Source organism: Pseudomonas sp. B21-035, from assembly GCF_024748945.1.
In the GTDB taxonomy this organism is placed as follows: Bacteria; Pseudomonadota; Gammaproteobacteria; order Pseudomonadales; family Pseudomonadaceae; genus Aquipseudomonas.
Window position 1 is genome coordinate 2,342,184 of sequence record NZ_CP087179.1, and the last position, 23,169, is coordinate 2,365,352.

Annotated in this window: 19 protein-coding genes and 2 pseudogenes; 8 read left to right on the forward strand and 13 right to left on the reverse strand. The window is 64.3% G+C overall.

The window, feature by feature from the left end:
• Window positions 1-52: 52 nt before the first annotated feature.
• Genes LOY22_RS10845 through LOY22_RS10870 form a run of 6 tightly spaced genes read right to left on the reverse strand, consistent with a single transcriptional unit; the run spans window position 53 to window position 5,839 of the window.
• Window positions 53-1,117 carry a lipocalin-like domain-containing protein gene (locus LOY22_RS10845; RefSeq protein ID WP_258597450.1) on the reverse strand — a complete coding sequence of 355 codons (1,065 nt, stop codon included), beginning with the start codon at window positions 1,115-1,117 and terminating at the stop codon, window positions 53-55.
• The gene (locus LOY22_RS10850; protein ID WP_258597451.1) at window positions 1,107-3,560 is read right to left on the reverse strand and encodes an ABC transporter permease; all 2,454 of its coding nucleotides are present in this window, start codon (window positions 3,558-3,560) and stop codon (window positions 1,107-1,109) included. The genes LOY22_RS10845 and LOY22_RS10850 overlap by 11 nt, the downstream gene beginning before the upstream one ends.
• Window positions 3,560-4,225, reverse strand: coding sequence for an ABC transporter ATP-binding protein (locus LOY22_RS10855; protein WP_093384163.1), 666 nt, complete (start codon window positions 4,223-4,225; stop codon window positions 3,560-3,562). The genes LOY22_RS10850 and LOY22_RS10855 overlap by 1 nt, the downstream gene beginning before the upstream one ends.
• Before the next feature lie 16 nt (window positions 4,226-4,241).
• Window positions 4,242-4,460 (reverse strand): DUF4287 domain-containing protein, encoded by a 219-nt coding sequence (locus LOY22_RS10860; protein WP_258597452.1) that lies wholly within the window; start codon window positions 4,458-4,460, stop codon window positions 4,242-4,244.
• Between the two features lie 36 nt (window positions 4,461-4,496).
• Complete coding sequence (locus LOY22_RS10865) at window positions 4,497-5,168, reverse strand: bifunctional 2-polyprenyl-6-hydroxyphenol methylase/3-demethylubiquinol 3-O-methyltransferase UbiG (RefSeq protein WP_258597453.1); 672 nt, start codon at window positions 5,166-5,168, stop codon at window positions 4,497-4,499.
• Between the two features lie 56 nt (window positions 5,169-5,224).
• Window positions 5,225-5,839, reverse strand: a complete 615-nt coding sequence (locus LOY22_RS10870; protein ID WP_093384152.1) for a dihydrofolate reductase family protein — start codon at window positions 5,837-5,839, stop codon at window positions 5,225-5,227.
• Between the two features lie 187 nt (window positions 5,840-6,026).
• Here LOY22_RS10870 and LOY22_RS10875 point away from each other — a divergent pair.
• Window positions 6,027-6,386 (forward strand): annotated as a pseudogene (locus LOY22_RS10875) (glyoxalase superfamily protein); the annotation flags it as partial.
• A gap of 21 nt (window positions 6,387-6,407) precedes the next feature.
• On the opposite strand, the gene LOY22_RS10880 reads toward LOY22_RS10875, so the two are convergent.
• The 3 genes from LOY22_RS10880 to LOY22_RS10890 form a co-directional block, all read right to left on the reverse strand.
• The gene (locus tag LOY22_RS10880; protein WP_258597454.1) at window positions 6,408-7,238 is read right to left on the reverse strand and encodes an alpha/beta fold hydrolase; all 831 of its coding nucleotides are present in this window, start codon (window positions 7,236-7,238) and stop codon (window positions 6,408-6,410) included.
• A gap of 45 nt (window positions 7,239-7,283) precedes the next feature.
• Window positions 7,284-7,808, reverse strand: coding sequence for an AAA family ATPase (locus LOY22_RS10885; RefSeq protein ID WP_093384146.1), 525 nt, complete (start codon window positions 7,806-7,808; stop codon window positions 7,284-7,286).
• A 98-nt stretch (window positions 7,809-7,906) separates the two neighbouring features.
• The gene (locus LOY22_RS10890) at window positions 7,907-8,527 is read right to left on the reverse strand and encodes a hypothetical protein (RefSeq protein ID WP_093384143.1); all 621 of its coding nucleotides are present in this window, start codon (window positions 8,525-8,527) and stop codon (window positions 7,907-7,909) included.
• A 227-nt stretch (window positions 8,528-8,754) separates the two neighbouring features.
• Between LOY22_RS10890 and LOY22_RS10895 the strand changes: the two genes are divergently transcribed.
• Together LOY22_RS10895 and LOY22_RS10900 are read left to right on the forward strand one after the other, a co-directional pair.
• Window positions 8,755-9,678: a hypothetical protein gene (locus LOY22_RS10895; protein ID WP_258597457.1), complete on the forward strand. Its 924-nt coding sequence runs from the start codon at window positions 8,755-8,757 to the stop codon at window positions 9,676-9,678.
• Window positions 9,679-9,963: 285 nt separating this feature from the next.
• Window positions 9,964-11,167, forward strand: a pseudogene (locus tag LOY22_RS10900) (HPP family protein).
• Here LOY22_RS10900 and LOY22_RS10905 read toward each other — a convergent pair.
• The 4 genes from LOY22_RS10905 to LOY22_RS10920 form a co-directional block, all read right to left on the reverse strand.
• A complete protein-coding gene (locus LOY22_RS10905; RefSeq protein ID WP_258597461.1) occupies window positions 11,141-12,004 on the reverse strand; it encodes a LysR family transcriptional regulator in 864 nt (287 codons plus the stop codon). The pseudogene LOY22_RS10900 and the gene LOY22_RS10905 sit on opposite strands and share 27 nt — an antisense overlap.
• An 80-nt stretch (window positions 12,005-12,084) precedes the next feature.
• Window positions 12,085-12,915, reverse strand: a complete 831-nt coding sequence (locus LOY22_RS10910; protein ID WP_093384109.1) for a nitrilase family protein — start codon at window positions 12,913-12,915, stop codon at window positions 12,085-12,087.
• The gene (locus LOY22_RS10915) at window positions 12,912-14,345 is read right to left on the reverse strand and encodes a cytosine permease (protein WP_258597463.1); all 1,434 of its coding nucleotides are present in this window, start codon (window positions 14,343-14,345) and stop codon (window positions 12,912-12,914) included. Before LOY22_RS10915 ends, LOY22_RS10910 begins: the two co-directional genes overlap by 4 nt.
• A 139-nt stretch (window positions 14,346-14,484) precedes the next feature.
• Window positions 14,485-15,972: an aldehyde dehydrogenase family protein gene (locus tag LOY22_RS10920; protein ID WP_258597465.1), complete on the reverse strand. Its 1,488-nt coding sequence runs from the start codon at window positions 15,970-15,972 to the stop codon at window positions 14,485-14,487.
• Between the two features lie 159 nt (window positions 15,973-16,131).
• On the opposite strand from LOY22_RS10920, the gene LOY22_RS10925 reads away from it, so the two are divergent.
• The 5 genes from LOY22_RS10925 (at window position 16,132) to LOY22_RS10945 (ending at window position 23,164) form a co-directional block, all read left to right on the forward strand.
• Window positions 16,132-17,076, forward strand: coding sequence for a LysR family transcriptional regulator (locus tag LOY22_RS10925; protein WP_045196636.1), 945 nt, complete (start codon window positions 16,132-16,134; stop codon window positions 17,074-17,076).
• Between the two features lie 84 nt (window positions 17,077-17,160).
• Complete coding sequence (locus LOY22_RS10930; RefSeq protein ID WP_093384096.1) at window positions 17,161-18,573, forward strand: DOPA decarboxylase; 1,413 nt, start codon at window positions 17,161-17,163, stop codon at window positions 18,571-18,573.
• A 218-nt stretch (window positions 18,574-18,791) separates the two neighbouring features.
• The gene (locus tag LOY22_RS10935; protein ID WP_093384089.1) at window positions 18,792-19,961 is read left to right on the forward strand and encodes a p-hydroxyphenylacetate 3-hydroxylase oxygenase component; all 1,170 of its coding nucleotides are present in this window, start codon (window positions 18,792-18,794) and stop codon (window positions 19,959-19,961) included.
• 58 nt (window positions 19,962-20,019) lie between these two features.
• Window positions 20,020-20,967, forward strand: coding sequence for a p-hydroxyphenylacetate 3-hydroxylase reductase component (locus tag LOY22_RS10940; RefSeq protein WP_258597467.1), 948 nt, complete (start codon window positions 20,020-20,022; stop codon window positions 20,965-20,967).
• A 103-nt stretch (window positions 20,968-21,070) separates the two neighbouring features.
• The gene (locus LOY22_RS10945) at window positions 21,071-23,164 is read left to right on the forward strand and encodes a TonB-dependent siderophore receptor (protein ID WP_093384077.1); all 2,094 of its coding nucleotides are present in this window, start codon (window positions 21,071-21,073) and stop codon (window positions 23,162-23,164) included.
• Window positions 23,165-23,169: the final 5 nt, after the last annotated feature.

Consider the following 23,169-nt stretch of genomic DNA (forward strand, 5'->3'; position numbering starts at 1 on the left):
TCGCGGGTCAAGCCCGCTCCCACAGGATTGGTGCGAGCCCGCACCTGCAGCATCAGTAACCGGTCATCTCCAGATAGCCCTTGCCGCTCACACTGCCATTAAAGCGCACCGGCCCTTCCCAGTACGGAAAACGCGTCGACATCCACGCTTTGGGCTCCAGTGCATCGACCTGGACATCCACCCCGTGCGCCGGCACCTGCACACGCCAGCGGGTTGGCAGCTTGTGGCCGTTGTTCTGCTTGCTCCAGGCCAGTTCCTGCAGCTGGATCTGCGCACCCTGCAGAGCCTGGGCGTTGCCTTCGGCGCTGATCCAGGTGCCTGCGCGGTAGGGCGCGCCCTGGGCTTCGCGCACGCGAAAGAGCATCAGTTTGGCGCCGCTGTCCAGGTGCAGGGAGAACCAGTCCCAGCCCGACTGCCCAGCCGCCAGGGGTTGGCTGCTCCATTCGCGGTCGAGCCAGGCGTTGCCGGTCACCGCCACGCGCTGGCCGTTGCGTTCGACCTCGCCGCTGACCTGGTAGAACGGCTGGCTGTAATAGTATGAGGCCTGGCCCTTGCCGGATTTTTCGCTGTAGCCCCGAGCGCCGTGCAGCACCAGCGGGCCGTTGCTGATCAGCTTGAGGGTGTAGCTGAAACCCTTGCCATTGGCGCTCATTTGCAGGCGCCCGATGTCGTCGCTGCCTTGTAGCGACCAATCGTTGATCCAGGCGCGAAACGGCTGGGGCTCGACGCCCGCCTGACCGATGCCGCCGCGCGCCAGGGTTTCGGCGTATTGATGGCCGCCGGGGCCGGTGAGCGCGGCGTGGCCCATCCACAGGTTGGGGCTGTTCCAGCCGGTGGTTTCGGTGCCTGGGCGCAGGGCCGAGCGGAACAGCGTCCACTGCGCGCCCCAGTCGCGGCCCTGGGCGTCCTTGAGGTTGGCGGTGACGTACCACCATTCGATGCGAAAGCCGGTGTGCGGCCCGTGATCGAGGGGGAACAGCAGCGGATGATCGCGGGTTACCGGGGTGAAGGCCGCAGCGTCCTGGCCCAACCCGGCAAAGCCTATGGGAGCAGGTGTGGGCTGGTCGCAGCCACCCAGCAGCAACAGGCCGATCATCAGGCAAAGGTCAGGTTTCATCGGCAAACTGCCTCAACAGTTCGCTGGGCTGGCTCCGCGCCAGTTGCCACAAGGGCCAGGCGCTGGCCAGCAGGCTGGTCAACAGGCCAAGCAGCGCCAGCTGTAGCAGTTGCGCGGCAAACACATGCAGCGGCAGGCGCCAGCCGAAAGCCTGAACATTCACCACCGCCACCAGGCACCAGGCCAGCAACAGCCCGAGAGGGATCGCCAGCAGCACCGTCAGACTGCTCAGCATCAGGGTTTGCCCCAGTGACAACCCTACCAGCTGCGTGCGCCGCACACCCAGGGCCCACAGCGGCGCCAACTGGCCCAGGCGGCTCTGGCTCAAGGTCAGCAAGCTGATGAACAGGGCGATGCCCGCCACCCCCAGGGTCAGGCTATTGAGGGCGGTGGTGGCGGCGAAAGTGCGGCTGAAGATTTCAGTCGACCAGCGTTTCAAGCTGGCTTGCTCGACCACGCGGCTGTCGTCCAGGGCGAAGCGTTGTTGCAATTTGTCTTTGAACGTGGCGATGCGCTCGGGCGCAAGATTGAGGCTGATGGTGCTCAGCGTCGCCTGCGGCAGGTGCCCACGCAGCCAGTCGGCATTGACCAGCAGGTGGCCCTTGGGGTTGCCATAGTCGGCATAGATGCCCACCACAGCCATGGTTTGATTGGCCAACTGCAGGTTGTCGCCCAACTGCACGCCCAGGCGCCGGGCCAGTTGCTCGCTGAGCATCAGCGCATTGCCGCTGGCCAGTTGCGCCCAGGCCTGCGGGCTTTGCTCCAGCAATGGCCAGCGCGCGGGGTAGGCGGGGTGATCGATGATGCCCTGGACCTGCACCGGCCACTGCTGCACGCGTATTTCGGCACGCCAACTGGGCAGCAACGTGGTGATTGCCGGTTGCTCGGCGAGCCAGTCAGTGAGTTGCAGGGCCTGAGTCGTGTCCTGCGGTGTGAGGTACAAGTCGGCAGAGAGGCGCTGGTCGAGCCAGCCGCTGAAGGTCTTGCGAAAGCCCTCGGTCATGCTGCCGACGCCGACGCTGGCGGCCAATGCCAGCAGCAGCGCCATCAGCGCCAGGCTCAGTGCCGGAAGCTGCTGACGGCTGTCGGCGACAAACCACTCGGCCAGCGCCCCGCGACACCCGCGTGCCAGCCAGGCCAGCGCGCCGTCGAGCAGGGCGGGCAGCAACAAGGCCGCCGCCAGCAACAGCGCTGCCAGCAGGATCAAGGCACTGGCCAAGCTGTTGCCCCATTGCCAGCAAGCGAGCGCGACCACCAGCAACAGCCCGGCGACCGCTGCCTGACGGCGCAGCCACGGCCCCTGGGCCATGCGCCAGGCCTGCGGCTGGGCCAGGGCCAGCAGCGGCAAACGGGCGGCGCGCAACACGCTGCCGGCTCCGGCCAGCAAGGCACCGAGCACGCTCACGGCGATGCCCGCCAGCCACCACCCGGCTGGCAGGCTCAGTTGCCCGGCCACCTGGGCGCCGTACAGGCCGCGCAAACTGGCGGCGATATCGGGCAGCAACAGCGCGGCCAGCCCATAGCCGCTGGCGGCCCCGGCCAGGCCGCCGAGTACGGCGAAAACTCCCAGTTCCAGGCTCAGGCCGAGCAACAGGGTGTTGAGGCTGATGCCACAGGCACGCAGGTTGCGAATCAGCCCGCGGCGCTGTTCCAGGGCCAGGCCGATGGCGGCGTGGGCGATGAACAGGCCGACGACGAACGCCAGCAGGCCCAGCGCCGTGAGGTTGAGGTGAAAGCTGTCGGTCAGGCGCTGCAGGTCGCCGTCATCGCTGGGCGCTTGCAGGGTCAGGCGCGCGGCGATGTCTGCGGGCAAGGGCCTGGCGTTATCATTCAAAAGCAGTCGCGACAGCTGCCCGGGCGCTTGCAGCAAGGTTTGCGCATGGCCGATATCCACCACGATCACCCCTGGTGCCAACTGCGGCTGCACAACAAACGGCGGCAGTACCTGGCCGTCGCTGGTGGTTGCTTGCCCGTTGGCATTCAGAGGCAGTTGCCGCAGGGTATCGGGGCCGATCCAGGCTTGCCCGGGCTCGCCAATGAATGCCTGCACATCGAAGCCTTGCAACGGCGTGCCGGCGACGGTCATTGCCGTTGGCAGGCTCAGCGGCTCGATACCGATCAGCCGTACCGTCAGCGCTTGTTCCCCGGCAAAGCGCAAGCGACCTTCGAGCAGCGGCGACACCTGCCAGCCGAGCCTGCGCAGTTGCAGGTACAGCGCTTGCTCGAAACGCTCACTGTTGCCGGCTATCAGCTGCGCCTGGGTGGGCCCGGTCAGCACTGCGCTGGCGCGGGCGTAGTCGGCCCGCGCCTGGCTGTTGAGCGCCTGCACCCCGGTCCATAGCGCAGTGGCCAGCCACAAACCGGTAAAGATGCTGAAGAACTGCAATCGGTGGCGCCGCCAGTGGCTCAGCAGCGCCTGCAGGGCAATCAGCAGCGGGCCCATCAGTGCGCCTCGACCTGCACACGCCCGGCGTGCAGCACGCAGCGCTGCTCAAGGCGCGCTGCCAGGCGCGGGCTGTGGGTCACCATCAGCAGGCTGCTGGCAGCTTCGGCGACCAGTTGCAGCATCAACGCCAGCACTTCATCACTGCTGCGCTCGTCGAGGCTGCCGGTGGGTTCATCAGCCAGCACCAGCGCCGGGCGAGCGGCCAGCGCCCGACCGATGGCGACCCGCTGCTGCTGGCCGCCGGAGAGTTGCTCGGGGTAGCGCTGCAACAGGCTGGCCAGACCCAGGCGGGCAGCCAGGTAGTCCAGCCATTGGCGGTCAAACCGCGCCGCCAGCCTGGCCTGAAAGGCAAGATTGGCCGCCACATCGAGGCTGCTGATCAGGTTGTACTGCTGGAACACCAGGCCGATGCCTTGCCGACGCCAGCGCGCCAGGGCTGATTCCGAACGGGCGTCCAGCGCCTGGCCATCGATCAGGATGCGCCCACTATCGGCGCGATCGAGACCGGCGACCAGGTGCAGCAGGGTGCTTTTGCCGCTGCCGGACTCACCCATCAATGCCAGGCTGCTGCCCTGGCCCAGGCGCAAGTCGACGCCCTGCAATACCGGCAGCAGGCCTTGGGCAGTGCTGAACGACTTGTGCAACTGTTCGATGACCAGCATGGGGCGGGTTCTATCCTCAGCTGTTTTTAGCGCTCGCCAAAAAATACGCCACCAGTGCATTGGCATGGCCATGGCCCAAGCCATGCTCGGCCTTGAGCCAGCTGACGATCTCCATGTGCTTCTTGCCGCTGACCGTGCCGATCAGCTCCAGCCAGTGGTTGACGGGCTGGCCGTAAGTCTTCTCGATGGAGGGGAAGTACGACGCTGGCCCTTTTTCTTTTGTCTCTTCGCTCATGGTATGTGGTTCCTGATTAGGTGGGTGGGATGCGCTTCAATCTTTAGGCTCGGCTATCAACAACAATGATTGCGGCAGCGGGCTTTGTGGATGCTGCGGCTCCTGCACGGCGACCAGCTTGAAACCCGCCATGTCCAGTGCAGTGAACCAGCTGGACAAAGTGCGCAGGTACCAGGGCATGGGCTGCCACTGGCCGGCAAAGCCGGCAAAGGTTTCTTGCCGCCAACCGTCCTGATAGTTGCCGGCCGCGGCCGCCCACGGGTGCAGGGTCTGGATCACCAGGGCGCCGCCAGCGGCGAGCAGGGCGTTCATCGCGCCGAGCAGGGGGATGATGTCCTGGTGCAACAGGGCGAAGTTGGCGCAGACCAGCGAGTAGTCGCGGCCGATATCAACCTGTGCGTCTGCCAGCGCTTCATAGCTGGCCAGATACACCTGGGCCGTCCCCGCTGCCCGCGCCGCCTCGACCAGGGTCGGATCGCCGTCCACCCCCACCGCGTCGATGCCGCGCTTGGCCAGTGCGCGCAACAGCCAGCCTTCGCCACAGCCCAGGTCGAGCACGCGTTCGGGCTGGCGGCCGAGCACCGCCAGCAGAATCGCCTGGTCGGTGACTTGCTGGCGGCTTTCGATGGCGCCGCTGCGAACGGCTTCAATCCACGCTTGGGCGTTGTCTTGCCAGCTTTGCAACAGCTCGTTTTCGGGGGCAGGCATTGCGCTCTCCATTCAACATTACCAGCGCTGGCAAGGCCAGCATGCACAGCTGCAGTCTAGGCAAATGAGCCGGTGCGCACCTCCCCGTCAAGCACATAACGGGTAATCAGCACTCCACCTGGCGTGCTGCTCGAATCGGCCAAAGTAAAGGACGCCGCTTGCGCCTGGTCATCGAACAGGCGCTTGCCACGGCCGAGGATGATCGGGTGAATCAACAGCCGCAGTTCATCCACCAGGCCCGCCGTCAGCAATTGACGCACCAGCTCGCCGCTGCCCTGGGTCAACAAGGTGGCGCCGTCCTGCTGTTTGAGGGTACGAATAGCCCCGGCTAGCTCACCCACCAGGGCATGGCTGTTGTGCCAGTCGAGGGTCTCGGGGTGGTGGGTGGCGACATGCTTGGGCACACGGTTGAACAGGTCGGCGATGAACTGATCCGCAGAGTCGGTCTGGTGCGGCCAATAGCCGGCAAAAATGTCGTAGGTGCGCCGCCCCAACAGCAGTTCGAACGGCTGCGAGAACAGCGTCTGCATGGCCTCGCCGAAGGCCTGGTCGGCAAACGGCACGACCCAGCCGCCGTAGCCAAAACCGCCGCTGGTGTCTTCTTGCGGCCCGCCCGGGGCCTGGATTACGCCGTCGAGGCTGGTGAAGGCGGCAACGATGAGTTTGCGCATGAGTGGCTCCTGATGGGGCTGCAGGCGGAACTGCCTGACACTAGTCGAACCGGCGCCGGCGAAATCGACAGCGCTTCGATCATCTGTGTACTATCGCCCCCAGGCTAATGCTGCCCGCCGCTCGCGCCCACACGGCCTCGGCTTCAGGAGAAAAACGATGATTTCAACCGAGCAAGCCAAGCAGACGGCAATCCGCTTCGACAAGCCCATTCCCATCCTGCGCAGCTTTGACGAAGCCAAGGCCCGCGAGTTCTACCTGGATTTCCTCGGTTTCAGCGTTGAGTTCGAGCACCGTTTCGAAGCTGACCTGCCGCTGTACCTGGGCATCAGCCGTGACGGCCTGCAACTGCACCTGTCCGAACATCATGGCGATGCCAGCCCGGGGGCGACGATCTTCGTGCCCACGCACAACATCGAGCAACTGCGCGACGAACTGCAGGCCAAGCGTTATGGCTATGGACGCCCGGATATCGTCGAGCAGGGCTGGGGTAAAGTGCTGGAAGTCTACGACCCGTTTGGCAACCGGATACGCTTCTGCCAGAGCTGATAGAACGGCATTGAGCCGCGATCAACTGCGGATAAAGGCCAGCAGGTCGGCATTGATGATGTCGGCATGGGTGGTAGGCATGCCGTGAGGGAACCCCTTGTAGGTTTTCAGCGTGCCGTTGCCGAGCAGTTTCGCCGACAGCGGCCCGGAGTTGTCGTAGGGCACGATCTGGTCATCATCGCCGTGCATCACCAGCACCTGTACCGTGACCTTCTTCAGGTCCTCGGTGAAATCGGTCTGCGAGAAGGCGACGATACCGTCGTAGTGGGCCTTGGCGCTGCCCATCATGCCCTGGCGCCACCAGTTGAGGATCACCCCTTGCGACGGCTTAGCGCCCGGACGGTTGTAGCCGTAAAACGGCCCGGAAGGGATGTCGTGGTAGAACTGGGCGCGGTTGGCCGCCAGTTGCGCCTGCAGGTCGTCGAATACTGATTTTGGCAGGCCGCCGGGGTTGCTGGCGGTCTGTACCATCAGCGGCGCAACCGCGGCGAGAAGGGCGGCCTTGGCCACCCGCTCCTGGCCATGGCGGGCGATGTAATGGATGACTTCGCCACCGCCGGTCGAATGCCCGACATGCACGGCCTTTTGAACACCCAGGTGCTTGACCAGCGCCGCCACGTCATCGGCGTAATGGTCCATGTCGTGGCCATCCCAGACCTGGCTGGAGCGCCCATGGCCACGGCGGTCGTGGGCGACGACCCGATAACCCTGGGCCAGAAAGAACAACATCTGCGTATCCCAGTCGTCGCTGCAGAGCGGCCAGCCGTGGTGAAAGAAAATCACCTCGGCGTCACGCGGGCCCCAGTCTTTGTAGAAGATCTCAACGCCATCGTTAGTGGTCACGAATGCCATGTTCGCTGCTCCTCTGAGGTGTGGGCGAACCATGAGCATAGGAGATCAGGCTGGAACGTGATTGAAGCCTTCGACAAACGCCGCAATTTGCCGGCTACCGCACAAATGCACCACCGGTACCTGCGGCCCGATGGCTTCACGTACCCTTTCAATCCCCGGGCGATAACCGCGATCGAAGGTCCAGACGAATTTCAGGAAGGTCAGAAACGCCCGGTCCAGCTTTTCGCTGCAGCCGTCGGCGAGGTCAGGGCGCGGGCGGTTCAGCACGCTGCGCTTGATCACCCGCATCAAGCAGGTCAGGCGCGGCGTATCCAGCCAGATCACCAGGTCAGCCTGCGGCAGGCGCAGGTCGAAGGTGCGCCGCGCATAGTTGCCTTCACACACCCAGGCGTCCTGCGACACTGCCTCGCGCACGCGCGAGCGGAACTGCTCGGCATCCGGCTCGACCCAGCCGGGCTCCCAGAACAACCTGTCCAGGTGCACCACCGCCAGGCCCAGTTGCTTGCCCAGGGCGCGGGCGAGGGTGGACTTGCCGCTGCCGGCGTTGCCCAGAATTACGATCCGTTGCATGAGGGACTGCCTTGTCGGAAAAAAGCCGGCGATTGTGCAGGTTTTGTCGGGGCAGTGAAAGTGTATCGGTAGGGATTTTGCAGCTATCCGGGCACTCACTAGCCGGGAGCAGAGGGAATCAGATCGTCTTCAATCCACTTGGCAAGCCGGTGCCGGTTGATAGCGCGCGCCATGTGCGCCAGATAGGCCAACTCTGCAGTGCCGAGGGTCAATCCGTGGGACAGGAGTAGCGCCAGACCCTCAAGCGCATCGTGCTCTTGCTCCATGCAAATGACCGTTTGCCGGGCCGGGGTGAGGCCGTTGTTGGCGACCGATGAAAGGCTTGCACCACACTCGATCAAGCGCTTGGCGCGGTCCGCCCGACCGAACTTGAGCAGCGTCGAGAGTACGGTGAAGCCATCGTCGCTCGCTGCATCGACACTGTTGTTGCTGCTGTACCAGGCCAGCACCCATTCGAACACAGGGTCATCACTGTCCAATGACACCCGGTGCAGCAGGTTATTGCCGCCAAGGCTGTTTTTTTGCAGAAAATCAACGCCATTGGCCGCAAGAAATTCCAGCGCCTGAATGTTTTCAGCCACATAGAACAGAACAGGAGTGCCGTTATAGGATTCGCGGTTCTTGATCGGCGCAAGCAGGCGCTGCATTGCCCTGTTGTCGCCATTGGCCAAGGCGTCAGCGGCTTCAAACAAATCGATTATCAACGCTTCATTAGTCATCGCGGGCTCTGGGTCGAAAAATTGCGGACAAGACCGGCCCCTGGCGATTGCCCTGGTGTGCAGAACACCCGCTGGCGCTGGCCTGATCATGCACTTTGCATGATGGGCATGTTCGCAACGTGCTGCAACCTATTGAATTTATAGCCATTGCCCTTTCAACCGGTTTGGCACAGGGCGTGCACCCGTTGTAGTGAACATTCGATGTTCCTCACGGGAGTTCTACAACAATGATTACAACATCAGAAACCCACTCCACCTCCATCGTCGAAGCGCAAAGCCGCTCCGGCGTGTCATGGGCGGCTATATTTGCCGGCGCGGCGGGCGCCGCGGCGTTGTCGTTGATACTGGTTTTGCTCGGTATCGGGCTGGGCTTCTCGGCAGTTTCGCCGTGGGTTGGCGACGGCATGAGCGCCAAGGGCCTGGGTATCTCGACGATTGTCTGGCTGGCGCTGACGCAGATTATCGCCTCCGGCCTGGGGGGTTACCTGGCAGGCCGTCTGCGGGTCAAATGGGCGAGCGTGCATGGCGATGAGGTGTACTTTCGCGATACCGCCCACGGCTTTCTGGCCTGGGCCGTTGCCACGCTGGTCACGGCAACGCTGGTGGTCGGTTCGGTCAGCAGTATCGTCGCTGGCGGCGTGCAGGCGGGGGCTCAGGTCGCCGCCGGTGCTGCAGGTGGCGTTACTGCGGCAGCGACGGCTGCCAGCGGTTCCCAGGGTAGCGACCCCTATGGTTATTTCGTCGATACCCTGTTCCGTGGCGATGGCACGGTGACGGTCAACGAAGATGCTGCACAAGTAGCGGTGACCCGGATCATGGCGCGCGCGTTGAGCAACGGCGGGCAACTGAGCGGCGAAGACCGCCAGTACCTGGCGCAACTGGTCAGTCAGCGCACCAACCTTGCGCCGGCCCAGGCCGAGCAGCGTGTCGACCAGGTCTTCGCCCAGGCGCGCCAGGCAGTGGACGACGCCAAAAAGGCTGCCCGTGAAGCGGCTGATGCCGCCAGCAAGGCGGCTGCGCTGTCGGCATTGTGGATGTTCATTGCCTTGCTGTGCGGGGCGTTCTTCGCCAGCCTCGCCGCCACTTACGGCGGCCGTCGTCGCGATGCCGTGGTGCTGGTCGATGACTACGTCAGTGCCCAAGTCCGTTGAACCGAGGAGAACTACCATGCGTTCACTACTGTTGTTCATGCTGGGTGTACCGATTCCGGTGATCATCCTGATCGCCCTGTTCATGCATTGATTGCCTGGCGAAGTCGGCGGCCTTGCCGCCGACTCGTGCCATCCCTCAAAAAAACTGCACTCACCCCTCAGTTTTTTGAATTACCACTCGCCAGCCCAACCCCGGCAAAATCCCCGCCCACGCAACACCCAAAAATTCCATCTCCACGGACGGAGCCCATTGGTATTGCCCCCTCGCAATACTCAGCCCAGTCAATTTGGCCGGGCTTTTTTTACTGCCCAGGTGCCCGATCTACCCATGTCTCTGCGCGCTCTGAACAACGGGTTCAACCGGCTGCTGCCGGCCCCTCTGAACATCCCCCCAAAAGAATGGCTACGCGCAGGCGTTGGCGCACTGCTCGGTCTGTTTCTCGCAGGCCTGGCCTGCAGCCTGGCCTTTGGCCCGACAGTGGCGCTGCACCTGCTCGGGCCGCTGGCGGCCTCGGCGGTGCTACTGTTTGCCGTGCACTCCGGGGCGCTGGCGCAGCCCTGGCCGTTTATTGGCAGCTATGCCAGCGCCACCGCGGTGGGCCTGGTGCTGCATCACTGCTTTGGTTCGGCCCTGTGGGTCGCGGCGTTGGCCCTGGGCGTGGCGATTTTGCTCATGTGCCTGCTGCGCTGCCTGCACCCGCCGGGTGGCGGCGTGGCGGTGAGCGTGGTGCTGGCCGACTCGTCGCTGGCGGCGATGGGCGACCAGGTGTTCGAACCGATCATGCTCAATGCCCTGGTGCTGGTGGCCGTGGCGGTGATCTACAACCGCCTGACCGGCGTGCGCTACCCGAAGACCGCCGCAGCGCGCAAAGACCTGCACCACACTGCCGACGTGCTGCCAGGTGAACGGGTCGGCGTCAGTGGTGAAGACCTCGACCAGGCGCTGGAAGAGCTCGGCGAGTTCGTTGACGTCACCCGCGACGAACTCGAACGCATCATCATGGCCACCGAGCAACACGCGCTCAAACGCAGCCTGGGCGGCATTACCGCCGCCTCGGTGATGTCCCGGGACGTGCAACTGGCGACCCCGCAAACCACCTTGCAACAGGCCTGGCAGTTGCTGTCGAGCCACCATCTGCACACCTTGCCGGTACTCGATGACGCCCGGCGCCTGGTGGGGATAGTCAGCCTCACCGACCTGATCGGCCCGGCCATGGCCCAGGGGCGGTGCAGCTGGCGCGCATTGCTCGGGCGCCGGCCCAAGGTGCTGCTGGAGCAGATCATGAGCCGGCCGGTGATTACCGTGCGCAGCGACGAGCCGGCGGTGGCGCTGATTCCGTTGCTCAGCGAGCAGGGGCTGCATTGCTTGCCGGTAATGGACGGCGAAGCGCTGGTGGGGGTGATTACCCAGACCGATCTGATTGCCGGGCTCAAGCGGCAGTTGTTGAGTGAGGTGGCGGCCTCAGATCACCGGATCCCAGCGCTGTGACCAGTCGCTCTCACCGGCGACCACTTCGCGCAGCACCCTGAACGCCTGCTGCAGCGCCTCGCTGTCGCGCTCGCGGGCATACACCAGGTAGGTGGGGTAGGTGAACTCGGGTGCTTGCGGCACGCGTTCGAATACGCCGCTGTCCAGGTAGGCCTGCACCACGCGGGTACGGAAGTAGCCGCTGCCGCCGTGTTCAAGGATGTACTGCAGCGCCAGCGGCCCGAGGTTGAAGCTCAGCGCCGGGCGCGCGCATTCGGGCAGGGCGGCGTCGTGGCGGCGGCGAAAGGTCTGGCCCCAGTCGATGTACACGTAAGGCTCGGGTTTGTCCTTGCGGCGGATGCGGATGAGCTTTTCTTCCATCAGTTGTTCCACCTGCAGGCCCGGGCCGTAGGTGGGCTGGTAGACCAGCACGGCATCGAGCACGCCCATTTCCACTTTGTGCAGCAACGACTCGCCGTCGCTGACTTCGCTGCGAATGGCGTGGCCGGGCATTTCCCGATGCAGGGCGCTGACCCAGCCAAGCACCATGGGGTTGCCGAGGCTGACTTCGCCGCCGATGTGCAACACCTGGTGGCAGCCTTCGGGCAACGGCAGGTCGCGGCGCGCGGCCTCCCAGGTTTGCACCAGCTGGTTGGCATACACCACGAAGGCCTCGCCGTCGGCGGTGAGGCTGGCGCCGCTGCGGCTGCGGATGAACAACCGGCAGGCGAGCTGCTGTTCGAGCTTTTGCACCCGGGCGGTGATGGCCGTCTGGGTGACGTGCAGGCGCTCGGCAGCGGACACCAGGCTGCCGGTGCGGACGATTTCCAGAAAGGTGCGGGCGAGCTCGATATCCATGGGGCAGCCTGGTGTTTGCGGTGGCCTATTCTAGTGGCTTTGCACGGGTTTGGGGCGTGGCTGCACAGCCGCCAGAAAAATCAGTCGTACAACACCGGCTGGCGATCCCGGTGCACATCGTTCAAGGCACTGATGCGCTTGTCCCGCGCCTCGCTCAGGTCGAGGCGGGCGTGGATGATTTGCGTGCCGGCCGGCGCTTCATGCAGCGGTCCGGCCAGCGGGTAGCCGTTGGCATCAACAATCACCGAGCCACCGACCCAATCCACTTCGCGCTCATGGCCGTTGCGGTCACAGGCGGCGATGTACAAGCGGTTGACCGAAGCATTGGCCTGCACCCGTACCACTTCCGCGGGCCGCTCGCCGAGCGGTCGCGGGCCGTCCGGCCAGTTCACCGGCGCGCACAGCAGTTCGGCCCCGGCCAGCGCCGGCAAGCGCACCCACTCGGGAAATTCCAGGTCGTAGCAGATCATCACCGCAATGCGTCCGAAGCGCGTATCGATCACCGGCGGCGGTTGCCCACCGGCGCTGAAAATGCGCTTTTCGTCGTTCCACAAATGCGCCTTGCGGTACACCGCGCGCACGCCGTCGGCATCGACCAGGGCGGCGCTGTTGTACAACTCGTCGCGCTCGGTGCGCTCGCAAAAGCCGCCGACGATGACGATGTCCAGCTCCGCCGCCAGCGCTGCCCACTGGCGCAGGGTTTCGCCGTTGGGGGTTTCGGCCAGGCTCAGGGCTTCGTTGCGGTCGGCGAACACATAGCCGCTTTGCACCAGCTCCGGTAGCACCACCACCTGGGCGCCTTGTCCGGCGGCGCTGCGGACAGCCTGTAGGGCGCGCTCGCGGTTGTATTTAAGTTCGCCGACCTGCGGCGCCAGTTGGCAGCAGGCGACCTGGATCAGGGTTGGACTCATGCGAGGGTTTCCTCAAGCTGGCGCTCGCTGGCCGCTGCCAGGCGTTGTTCGCCAGGCAGGTCGAGCGAGCGGCAGAGCAGGGCGTAGAGACTGCCGGTGACCAGCAGACCAATGACAAAAGCAATGTCGGCACCACCCAGCGCGGCGGCTGCGGGGCCGGTGTAAAAGCTCAAGGCCATGAACGGCACCATCGCCAGCAAACCCAGGCCGTAGGCGATCAGCCCGGGCTTGCCCCAGGCACCGTAGATGCCGTCGGGGTTGAAGATTTCGCTGATCACGTAGTGGCCCTTGCGCACGCAGTAGAAGTCCACCAGGTTGACCGCGGTCCACGGCACCAGGAAGTACAGCATCAGCAGCACGAAGGTGTTGAAGCTGCCCAGGTAGCTCTCGGGGATGGCCAGGGCGACGATAAAGACGATGGTGGCAATCACGCTGATGCCGGCCACGCGGATCTTCAGCGACGGCGTGATCTGCTTGAAGCAGTCGATGGCGCTGATGCTGGTGAGCATGGCGCCGTAGCAGTTGACCGCCATGATGCCCACCAGCGCCGGTACCGAGATCAGCACAGTGAAGGTGCCCAGGCCCGGCAGGAACTGGTTGCCCACTTCGCGCACACTGGCGATGGCGTCAGGCGCTGGCAAGGCCGAGGCGAGAAAGGCGCCCAGGGACATCAGCCACAGGGCCGAGCCGGCCGCGCCCAGGTAGGTCCAGAACACCACTTTCGCCGTCGGCGTGTCGTGGGGCAGGTAGCGCGAGTAGTCGGAGACGTACACCGAATAGCTGATCTGGTAACCGGCGGCCGCCGACAGTTGCACCAGGAATGCGCCCCACGAGAACTGCGGATCCTGCAGGGCGGCGTCGGCCTGCAGGGTCAGCAGGGCGCTGACGGTGAGCACGCCGAACACCAGGATCATCACGTAGGTCAGCCAGCGCTGCACCGTGTGTAGCAAGTCGTGGCCGACCACCGCCAGCAGCACGGCGATGACGATCAGGCCCAGGTACCAGGGCGTGCGTTGGCCGGGCAGCACGGTGTTGATCGCATCGGTGGCGAGGATCACGTTGAAGACGTTGAAACCGATGTAGACGAAGACCACGGCGGCAAACGGCACGATGGCGCCCTTGAGGCCGAATTGGGCGCGCGACTGGATCATCTGCGGCAAGCCCATACGTGGGCCCTGGTTGGCGTGAAAGGCCATGAAGAAGGTGCCAAAGCACACCCCGAGCACGATCGCCAGGATCGAGTACAGCGCCCCCAGGCCCAGGGCCGGGCCGGTGAAACCGGTGACCATGGTGGTGAGCACGAAGTTGCCGGTGAACCAGAACGGCGCCTGGTGCCAGACCTTGCCGTGGCGCTCGCTGCGCGGCACATAGTCGATTGAGCGAACCTCGATGCGCGGGCGTGCAGCCCCCGCCTTGTTGGCGTTGTCCACGGCAGTACCTCGTGTTGTTTTTATGGGGTAACTGGCCGATGGTCCGACAGACGGTGGGTGAGGGGAATCGTTGGTATCAAAAAATTACTTCATGGAATTCAGAAGTAATGGGCTGCGGTGCAGCCCATCGCGGGCAGTGTCAGTAGCGAATCATCACCGACTTCAGCTCGGTGTAATCCTCGATAAACGCCCCGCCAAATTCACGGCCTATGCCTGAAGCCTTTACCCCGCCAAACGGCACGGCCGGGTCGAGCAGGGTATGCATGTTCACCCACACCGTACCGGCCTGCACCTGCGGCACCAGGCGCAAGGCCTTGCTCAGGTCGTTGGTCCACAGGCTGGCACTGAGGCCATAGGGGCTGGCGTTCATCAGCGCGATCAGTTGCTCTTCATCGTCATACGGCAAGAAGGTCGCCACCGGCCCGAAGGTTTCCTCGTTGAGCAGGCTGTCGTCCACCGAATTGGCCAGGATCACCGTCGGCTCGACGTAGCAGCCCGGGCCTTCGAGCAAACGCCCGCCATGGATGATCTGGCTGCCTTCGCTGCGCGCCTTGGCAAACAGTGCGCCGAGCCTGGCCTGGTGCTGCTTGTTGCAGACCGGGCCGAATTCGCTGCTTTCATCCAGCGGTGAGCCGATCTTCAGCTGGGCCAGGCGCTCGCTCAAGGCCCCGGTCACCGCCTCGATCTGCGAGCGATGCAGATAAAAGCGCTCGGCTGCCGCGCAGATCTGCCCGGCGTGCAAAAAGCCCGCTTCGATGATGCCGTCCACCGCCGTGTGCACTGGTACGTCGCGCAGGAATCCGGCCGCATTCTTGCCGCCCAGCTCCAGGGTGGCGCGGGTCAGGTTGGCGGCCATGGCGCTCTGGCCGACGGCCAGGCCAGTGGGCACGGAGCCGGTGAACGAGACCTTGTCGGTGCCCGGGTGCTCGATCAGCGCCTTGCCGGCCAGGCCGGCGCCGGTCACCACGTTCAGTGCGCCTGCGGGCAGGCCGGCGTCGATGGCAAGTTCGGCAATGCGCAGGATGGTCAGCGGGGTGAATTCGCTGGGCTTGATGATGATGCTGCAACCGGTCACCAGTGCCGAACCGAGCTTCCACAAGGCGATCATGGTCGAGAAATTCCACGGCACGATGCCCACCACCACGCCGACTGGCTCGCGCAGGGTAAAGGCGGTGTAGCGCTCGCCGTTGAACGAGGGCAGCGACGGGGTGAGGGTCTGGCCGCTGAGCTTGGTCGCCCAGCCGGCGTAGTAGCGCAAGAAATGCGCGGCCTGATCGACCTCGAAATTGCGCGAAAGGGTGATCAGCTTGCCCGACTGGCAGGTCTCCAGCTGCGCCAGTTCTTCGCGGTGTTGCTCGATCAGGTCGGCAAGCTTGAGCAGCACGCTGGCACGCACGGCGGGGGCGGTTTGTGACCATTGCGCAAAGCCACGGCGCGAGGAGGCGACGGCATCGTCGATGGTCTGCGCGGTGGCTTCGGCCACGCGGCTGATGACCTGGTCACTGGCCGGGTCGATCACCTCCAGGTAGCGGGCATCGGCCTGTGGCTGCTGGCGACCGTCGATAAAGCTGCTGTGCTCGCGTTGCAAAAAAACGCGCACCTGGGGCAAAAGGCTGATGTTGCTCATGGGACGAACCTCAAGGGAAAGCAAAGCCCCGACCCTAGCGCAGCGCCCCGGCAGTGGCTTGACTGAGCCTGCCGCCGGCCATGCACCGGCCTGCCAGGCGCTTTGTAATCTGCAAGGTTTGGCCTTAGGCTGCGGCATCCGCCTGTGCAGGAGCGCCCCTTGAACCCGATTTTCGCCTCCCTGAGCATCGCCCACCTGCGCGCGTTGCAGAGCATGCTGCAGCTGAAGAACCTCAGCCATGCCGCCGAGCGCCTGGGCAGCAGCCAGTCGGTGCTCAGCCGCCAGCTGGCACATATGCGCGAAGCCTTTGACGACCCGCTGCTGGTGCGCCAGGGCCGCGGCTATGTCTTGAGTGAACGCGGCGAAAGCCTGCTGCTGCCGCTGGGCCAGGTGCTGGCCGAGCTCGAGGCCTTGCGCCAACCGCAGGCCTTCGAGCCCAAGCGCTGCGAGCGACGTTTTTGCCTGGCGGCCTCGGACTACATCGCCGAGCACATGCTGCCGCTGCTGGTCAGCACCTTGGAGCGCGAAGCGCCGGGGGTGTCGATCGAGTACCGCACCTGGCAGCCGGGGCAGTATGAACTGCTCGCCAGCGGCGAAGTCGACCTGGCTACCACGCTGTTCGACGATGCTCCGGCCAACCTGCATGGGCGCATGCTCGGTGAAGACCGCGCGGTGTGCCTGATGCACCGCGAGCACCCGTTGGCGGCAAAAACCGAACTGAGCCAGGACGATTACCGCGCCTGGAACCATGTGCGCATTTCCGGCGGTGGCGACAAGGACAGCTTTATCGACCGCCACCTGCGTGAGCAGGGCCTGAGCCGGCGCATCAGCCTGCAGGTGCCGTTCTACTCGGCGGCGGTGCAGGTGGTCGGCAGCAGCCAGGCGCTGGTCACCGTGCCCGAGCACATTGCCCGCCAGCTCAGCCGCCTGCATCCACTGACCTGGCGGCCGTTGGCGTTTGTCGAGCACAGCCAGCGCTACTGGGTGGTCTGGCACCAGCGCCTGCACGGCTCGGCCGAGCACCGCTGGTTGCGCAACCTGGTGTTCGAGCAGTGGCAGCAGTCGCAGTTCGGCGTTCACGGCGGCCATGCGCATTCGCCATAGCAGCTATGCGCGGGGCGGCGTTTTTTGGCGGTCAGCCAGGGCCTAGACTCAGGCCCACTTACCGCCAATAACAGGAGCCGCTGCATGAGCCCGGAAGAATTTCGCAAACATGGCCACCAACTGATCGACCTGATCGCCGACTACCGCCAGGGTGTCGGCGAACTGCCGGTGATGGCCCAGGTCGAGCCCGGTTACCTCAAGGCGGCCTTGCCCGGCTCGGCGCCGGTTCAGGGCGAGCCGTTCGAGAATATTCTCAAGGACGTAGACCAGTTAGTGATGCCCGGCCTGTCGCACTGGCAGCACCCGGACTTTTTCGGCTACTTCCCCTCCAACGGCACCTTGTCGTCGGTGCTTGGCGATTTTCTCAGCACCGGCCTTGGCGTGCTCGGCCTGTCGTGGCAATCGAGCCCGGCCCTGAGCGAGCTGGAGGAAACCACCGTGGACTGGCTGCGGCAGATGGTCGGTTTGTCGGCGCAGTGGAGCGGGGTGATCCAGGACACTGCGTCCACCAGCACCCTGGTCGCCTTGATCAGCGCCCGCGAGCGCAGCAGCGACTACGCCCTGGCCAAGGGCGGCCTGCAGGGGCAGGGCAAGCCGCTGATGATCTACACCAGCGCCCAGGCCCACAGCTCGGTAGACAAGGCCGCGCTGCTGGCAGGCTTTGGCAAGGACAACATCCGCTACATCGACACCGACGACGACTTCGCCATGCGCCCGCAAGCGCTGGCCGCAGCCATCGAACAGGACCTGGCCGACGGCCTGCAACCCTGCGCGGTGGTGGCTACTACCGGCACCACGGCAACCACCGCCCTCGACCCGCTGCAACCGATCGGCCAGATCGCCCGCGAACATGGCTTGTGGCTGCACGTGGACTCGGCCATGGCGGGTTCGGCGATGATCCTGCCGGAATGCCGCTGGATGTGGGACGGTATCGAGCAGGCCGACTCGATTGTAGTCAATGCGCACAAATGGCTCGGTGTGGCTTTCGATTGCTCGCTGTACTTCGTGCGTGATCCGCAGCACCTGATCCGGGTCATGAGCACCAACCCCAGCTACCTGCAGTCGGCGGTCGACAGCAAGGTCAAGAACCTGCGCGACTGGGGTATCCCGCTGGGGCGGCGGTTCCGTGCCCTGAAGCTGTGGTTCATGCTGCGCAGCGAGGGCATCGAGAACCTGCAACAGCGCTTGCGCCGCGACCTGGACAACGCCCAGTGGCTGGCCGAGCAGGTGCGCGGAGCCGAGGGCTGGGAGTTGCTGGCGCCGGTACAGCTGCAGACCTTGTGCATTCGCCATCGAGGTGAGGGCCTGCAGGGTGAGGCGCTGGATGCACATACCCGGCGCTGGGCGGATCAGCTCAATGCCTCGGGGGTAGCCTACGTCACTCCGGCGACCTTGCATGGCCGCTGGATGGTGCGGGTGTCGGTGGGGGCGTTGCCGACCGAGCGTGAGCATGTGGCTGAGCTTTGGCGCAATTTGCAGAACGTCGTGGCGGAGTGAATTTATCGCGGGTCAAGCCCGCTCCCACAGAATTGATGGTGTTCGCTGTGGGAGCGGGCTTGCCCCGCGATGCTTTTAACATCCTATGAAAAGTACAATCTTGCCTATGGAAGTTGCATTTTCCCCCTGAGCCAAGCCTCCCATACTGGCCCCTGCATCCGCCGCCACCTGCCACTTCGCAGGCCCTGGCGGACATCCAATAATAAGCAGGGCCCCTCATGAAAAAGCCAAACCCGCTGCTCGAAGACCTTCGTTCGATTTTGCCTGCCATCGCCGCCAACGCCGCACGTGCCGAGCAGGACCGCAAAGTCCCGGCCGAAAACATCGCCCTGCTGAAAAGCATCGGCCTGCACCGTGCCTTTTTGCCCAAGCCCTACGGCGGCCTGGAAATCTCCCTGCCGCAATTTGCCGACTGCATCGCCTTGCTTGCCGGCGCTTGCGCCAGCACCGCCTGGGCCATGAGCCTGCTGTGCACCCACAGCCATCAGTTGGCGATGTTCCCGGCCAAGCTGCAGGAGGAGATCTGGGGCGACAACCCCGACGCCACCGCCAGCAGCAGTATCGCCCCGTTCGGCAAGGTCGAGGAGGTCGAGGGCGGCTTGCTGTTCAGCGGCGAGATGGGCTGGAGCAGCGGCAGCGACCATGCCGAGTGGGCGATTGTCGGCTGCCGTCGGGCCAATGCCGAAGGCACCCAGGACTACTGCTTTGCCGTGCTGCCGCGCAGCGACTACGAGATTCGCGACGACTGGTTCGCCGCCGGCATGAGGGGTAGCGGCACCAAGACCCTGGTGATCGACAAGGTGTTCGTCCCCGAGCACCGCATCCAGAAAGCCAAGGACATGATGGAAGGCAAGTCGGCAGGCTTTGGCCTGTATCCGGACAGCAAGGTGTTCTACTCGCCGTACCGGCCATATTTCGCCAGCGGCTTCTCGACCGTCAGCCTCGGTATTGCCGAGCGCATGCTCGAAGCCTTCCGCGAAAAGACCAAGAACCGTGTGCGTGCCTATACCGGGGTCAATGTCGGCGCCGCCACACCCGCGCTGATGCGCCTGGCCGAGTCCACCCATCAGGTTGCCGCCGCTCGCGCATTTCTGGAAAAAACCTGGCAGGAACACGCCGAGCACAGCGAACGTCACCAGTACCCGACGCGCGAGACCCTGGCGTTCTGGCGCACCAACCAGGGCTACGCGGTGAAAATGTGCATCCAGGCGGTCGATCGTCTATTCGAAGCCGCTGGCGGCACTGCCTGGTTCGACAGCAACGAAATGCAGCGGCTGTGGCGCGATGCGCACATGACCGGCGCCCATGCCTACACCGACTACGACGTTTGCGCGCAGATTCTCGGCCGCGAGCTGATGGGCCTGGAACCTGATCCAAGCATGGTCTGATAGGCCTCGCCAATAACAACAATGACGGCTGCCGCGCACGGCAGCCGGGGAGTCTTGCATGTCTACCGCAACCGCATCGGCCTTCGACAGCCGCGCCTTTCGCCGTGCCCTGGGCAACTTCGCCACCGGCGTCACCGTGGTCACCGCCGCCGATCCCCAGGGCAACCTGGTCGGCGTCACTGCCAACAGCTTCAACTCGGTATCCCTCGACCCGCCGCTGATTCTCTGGAGCCTGGACAAACGCTCGAGCAGCCTGGCGGTGTTCGAGGCGGCCAGCCATTTTGCCGTGAACATCCTCGCCGCCGACCAGATCGACCTGTCCAACAACTTCGCCAAGCCCAAGGATGACCGTTTTGCCGGTATCAGCTACCAGGCAGGCGAGGGTGGGGCGCCGATCCTCGCCGATTGTTCGGCGTGCTTTCAGTGCGAAACCCAGCAGCTACTCGACGGTGGCGATCACTGGATCATGCTCGGCAAGGTGGTGGCCTTCGATGACTGCGGCCGCTCGCCGTTGCTGTATCACCAGGGCGCCTATTCCATGGTGCTGCCACACACGCGCATGACCCGCCGCGAAGAAGGTCAGCCGCCGAGCAGCCACTTCCAGGGGCGCCTGAGCCATAACCTGTACTACTTGATGACCCAGGCCCTGCGCGCCTACCAGGGCAGCTATCAGCCACGGCAATTGTCCAGCGGCCTGCGAACCAGCGAGGCACGGATGCTTATGGTGCTGGAGAACGACGCCGGGCTGAACCTTGCCGACCTGCAGCGCGAAGTGGCGATGCCGGCGCGGGAAATCGACGAGGCAGTGGCCAACCTCAAGCGCAAGGGCCTGGTGTGCGACAGCGAAGCGGCCGGGCATGTGCGCCTGACCATTACCGGTATCGACCAGACCGAAGGCCTGTGGAGCATCGCCCGCGAGCAGCAGGACAAGGTGTTCGGGCAATTCAGCGAAGAGCAGATCGCGTCCTTCAAGACCGTGTTGCAGGCGGTGATTCGTAGCTGTTGAGGGGGGATCGCGGGGCAAGCCCGCTCCTACAGGGGCTTGCGCTGTGCTGCTTTTATCTTTCTTCTTAAATTGTTATGTTATTACATAAATTTAAGGAGCCCTCATGAACTACCCCGTAGGAAGGTTATCCCTCGGCCTGTCCGCCTCGCTGCTCGCTTTGCCAGCTGCCGCTGCCGATACCGTGTTGCTTGATGCCCTCAACGTCAATGAACGCCACTATGAAGAAAGTGCGAGCGGCCCGGTGCAGGGCTATCGTGCAACTCGTTCGGGCACCGCGACCAAGACCGACACTGACATCCGCGACACCCCGCAAAGTATCGCCGTGGTGCCCAGCCAGGTGCTCGAGGACCTCAACAGCACGCGCATCGACCGCGCCCTGGATTTTGCCGGCGGGGTCAGCCGGCAGAACAACTTCGGCGGCCTGACCTTCCTCAACTACAGCGTGCGTGGCTTCACCACCGGCGAGCTGTACAAGAACGGCTTTGCCGTCAACCGCGGCAGCTACAGCGCCCCCGACACCTCCAACATCGAGCGCATCGAAGTGCTCAAGGGCCCGGCCGCCAGTCTGTACGGGCGCGGCGATCCCGGCGGGTTGGTAAACATCGTCACCAAGCGTCCGCAAGCCGAAGCCTTCACTCGGTTCAAGGCCAGCGCCGGCAGTTGGGACCGTTACCGCAGCAGCCTGGACGTCAACACGCCGCTCAGCGAAGACGGCCGGGTGTTGTCGCGGGTCAATATGGCGGTGGAGGACAACGGCAGCTTTCGCGATTACGTTGGCAGTGAGCGGCGAATCGTCAGCCCGTCGCTGAGCTGGCAGTTGAGCCCCGAGACCCTGCTGTCGATCGACACCGAGTTCTCGCGTACCGAGTCGGTGTTCGACCGCGGCATCCCGGCGGTCAACAACGAACTGGGCTCGGTCAGCCGTTCGACCTTTCTCGGCGAGCCCAACGACGGGCGCATCCGCAATGACAACCAGACCCTCGACCTGACCCTGGAGCACCACCTCAACGACAGTTGGAAGTTGCGCCTGGCCAACCACTACACCCAGGGCCGGCTCAAGGGCAACAGCTCGGAACCGTCGCGAGTGGTCGGCACCAGCATCAGCCGCTTCTACCGCGAGCGCGATTTCGAGTGGAACGACAACATCACCCAGGCCGAACTGCACGGCCAGTTCCAGTTCGCCGGCTGGGAGCACCAGAGCCTGCTGGGCCTTGAGTACGAGAACTACCGCAACAGCCAGAAGTACCCGCAAAGCGCCACTTCGCTCGGCTATGGCCTGGACATCTACAACCCGGTGTATGGCCAGGCGAAACCGGCGCTGATCAACCCTAATGATTTTTTCGAGCGCACCGAGAGCTACGCGCTCAACCTGCAGGACCAGATCGCCTTTACCGAGCGCTTGCGCGCTCTGGTGGGCGTACGCCTGGAGCATATCGAACAAACCGCGCAGAACCGCTCCACGCGCGTCAGCAACACTCAGGAAAAGGACGTCGCCACCCCGCGGGTGGGACTGCTGTACCAGCTCACACCTGAAGTCGGGGTATTCGCCAATGCCTCGACCTCGTTCAAGCCCAACAGTATCGGCACCCAGGGCCAGATCTACAAACCGGAAAAGGGCCTGGGCTATGAAACCGGGCTCAAGCTGGACCTGTTCGACAGCCGCCTGGGGGCGACTGTCGCGCTGTTCCAGATCGACAAGGAAAACGTCATCACCACCGATGCCTTCGGCGACAGCATCGCCGCCGGCAAGGCGCGCAGCCAGGGGCTCGACCTGCAGTTCAGCGGTCAGTTGAGCGAAGCGCTGCGGGTGATCGGCGCCTATGCCTATATCGATGCCGAAGTGACCAAGGGCGATGCCGCCTTGCCCAAGGGCAGCGACTTGCTGGGCATCCCGCAACATAGCGGCAGCCTGATGGCGGTGTATGAGTTTCAGAGCGGACCATTGCTTGGCTCGGACATTGGCGCTGCAGCCAACTACGTCGGCGAGCGTTCCGGCCAGGCCGGCAGCAGCTTTCGTTTACCCAGCTACAGCACGGTCGACCTGCTGGCCCATTACAAAATCAGCGAACAGGCCACGGTGGGCCTGAACCTGAACAACCTGTTCGATCGCAAGTACTACGAGCGCGGCTACAACGCGGCGTGGAACATGCCGGGGGAGCCGCGCAATTTGATGGTCAGCCTGAGCCTGGCGCTGTAACGCCT

Excerpts from the sequence above, each read along its gene's own strand:
- LOY22_RS10845 (WP_258597450.1), bottom strand. The coding sequence starts at position 1,117 with ATGAAACCTGACCTTTGCCTGATGATCGGCCTGTTGCTGCTGGGTGGC.
- LOY22_RS10850 (WP_258597451.1), bottom strand. The coding sequence starts at position 3,560 with ATGGGCCCGCTGCTGATTGCCCTGCAGGCGCTGCTGAGCCACTGGCGG.
- LOY22_RS10855 (WP_093384163.1), bottom strand. The coding sequence starts at position 4,225 with ATGCTGGTCATCGAACAGTTGCACAAGTCGTTCAGCACTGCCCAAGGC.
- LOY22_RS10860 (WP_258597452.1), bottom strand. The coding sequence starts at position 4,460 with ATGAGCGAAGAGACAAAAGAAAAAGGGCCAGCGTCGTACTTCCCCTCC.
- LOY22_RS10865 (WP_258597453.1), bottom strand. The coding sequence starts at position 5,168 with ATGCCTGCCCCCGAAAACGAGCTGTTGCAAAGCTGGCAAGACAACGCC.
- LOY22_RS10870 (WP_093384152.1), bottom strand. The coding sequence starts at position 5,839 with ATGCGCAAACTCATCGTTGCCGCCTTCACCAGCCTCGACGGCGTAATC.
- LOY22_RS10880 (WP_258597454.1), bottom strand. The coding sequence starts at position 7,238 with ATGGCATTCGTGACCACTAACGATGGCGTTGAGATCTTCTACAAAGAC.
- LOY22_RS10885 (WP_093384146.1), bottom strand. The coding sequence starts at position 7,808 with ATGCAACGGATCGTAATTCTGGGCAACGCCGGCAGCGGCAAGTCCACC.
- LOY22_RS10890 (WP_093384143.1), bottom strand. The coding sequence starts at position 8,527 with ATGACTAATGAAGCGTTGATAATCGATTTGTTTGAAGCCGCTGACGCC.
- LOY22_RS10895 (WP_258597457.1), top strand. The coding sequence starts at position 8,755 with ATGATTACAACATCAGAAACCCACTCCACCTCCATCGTCGAAGCGCAA.
- LOY22_RS10905 (WP_258597461.1), bottom strand. The coding sequence starts at position 12,004 with ATGGATATCGAGCTCGCCCGCACCTTTCTGGAAATCGTCCGCACCGGC.
- LOY22_RS10910 (WP_093384109.1), bottom strand. The coding sequence starts at position 12,915 with ATGAGTCCAACCCTGATCCAGGTCGCCTGCTGCCAACTGGCGCCGCAG.
- LOY22_RS10920 (WP_258597465.1), bottom strand. The coding sequence starts at position 15,972 with ATGAGCAACATCAGCCTTTTGCCCCAGGTGCGCGTTTTTTTGCAACGC.
- LOY22_RS10930 (WP_093384096.1), top strand. The coding sequence starts at position 17,161 with ATGAGCCCGGAAGAATTTCGCAAACATGGCCACCAACTGATCGACCTG.
- LOY22_RS10935 (WP_093384089.1), top strand. The coding sequence starts at position 18,792 with ATGAAAAAGCCAAACCCGCTGCTCGAAGACCTTCGTTCGATTTTGCCT.
- LOY22_RS10940 (WP_258597467.1), top strand. The coding sequence starts at position 20,020 with ATGTCTACCGCAACCGCATCGGCCTTCGACAGCCGCGCCTTTCGCCGT.
- LOY22_RS10945 (WP_093384077.1), top strand. The coding sequence starts at position 21,071 with ATGAACTACCCCGTAGGAAGGTTATCCCTCGGCCTGTCCGCCTCGCTG.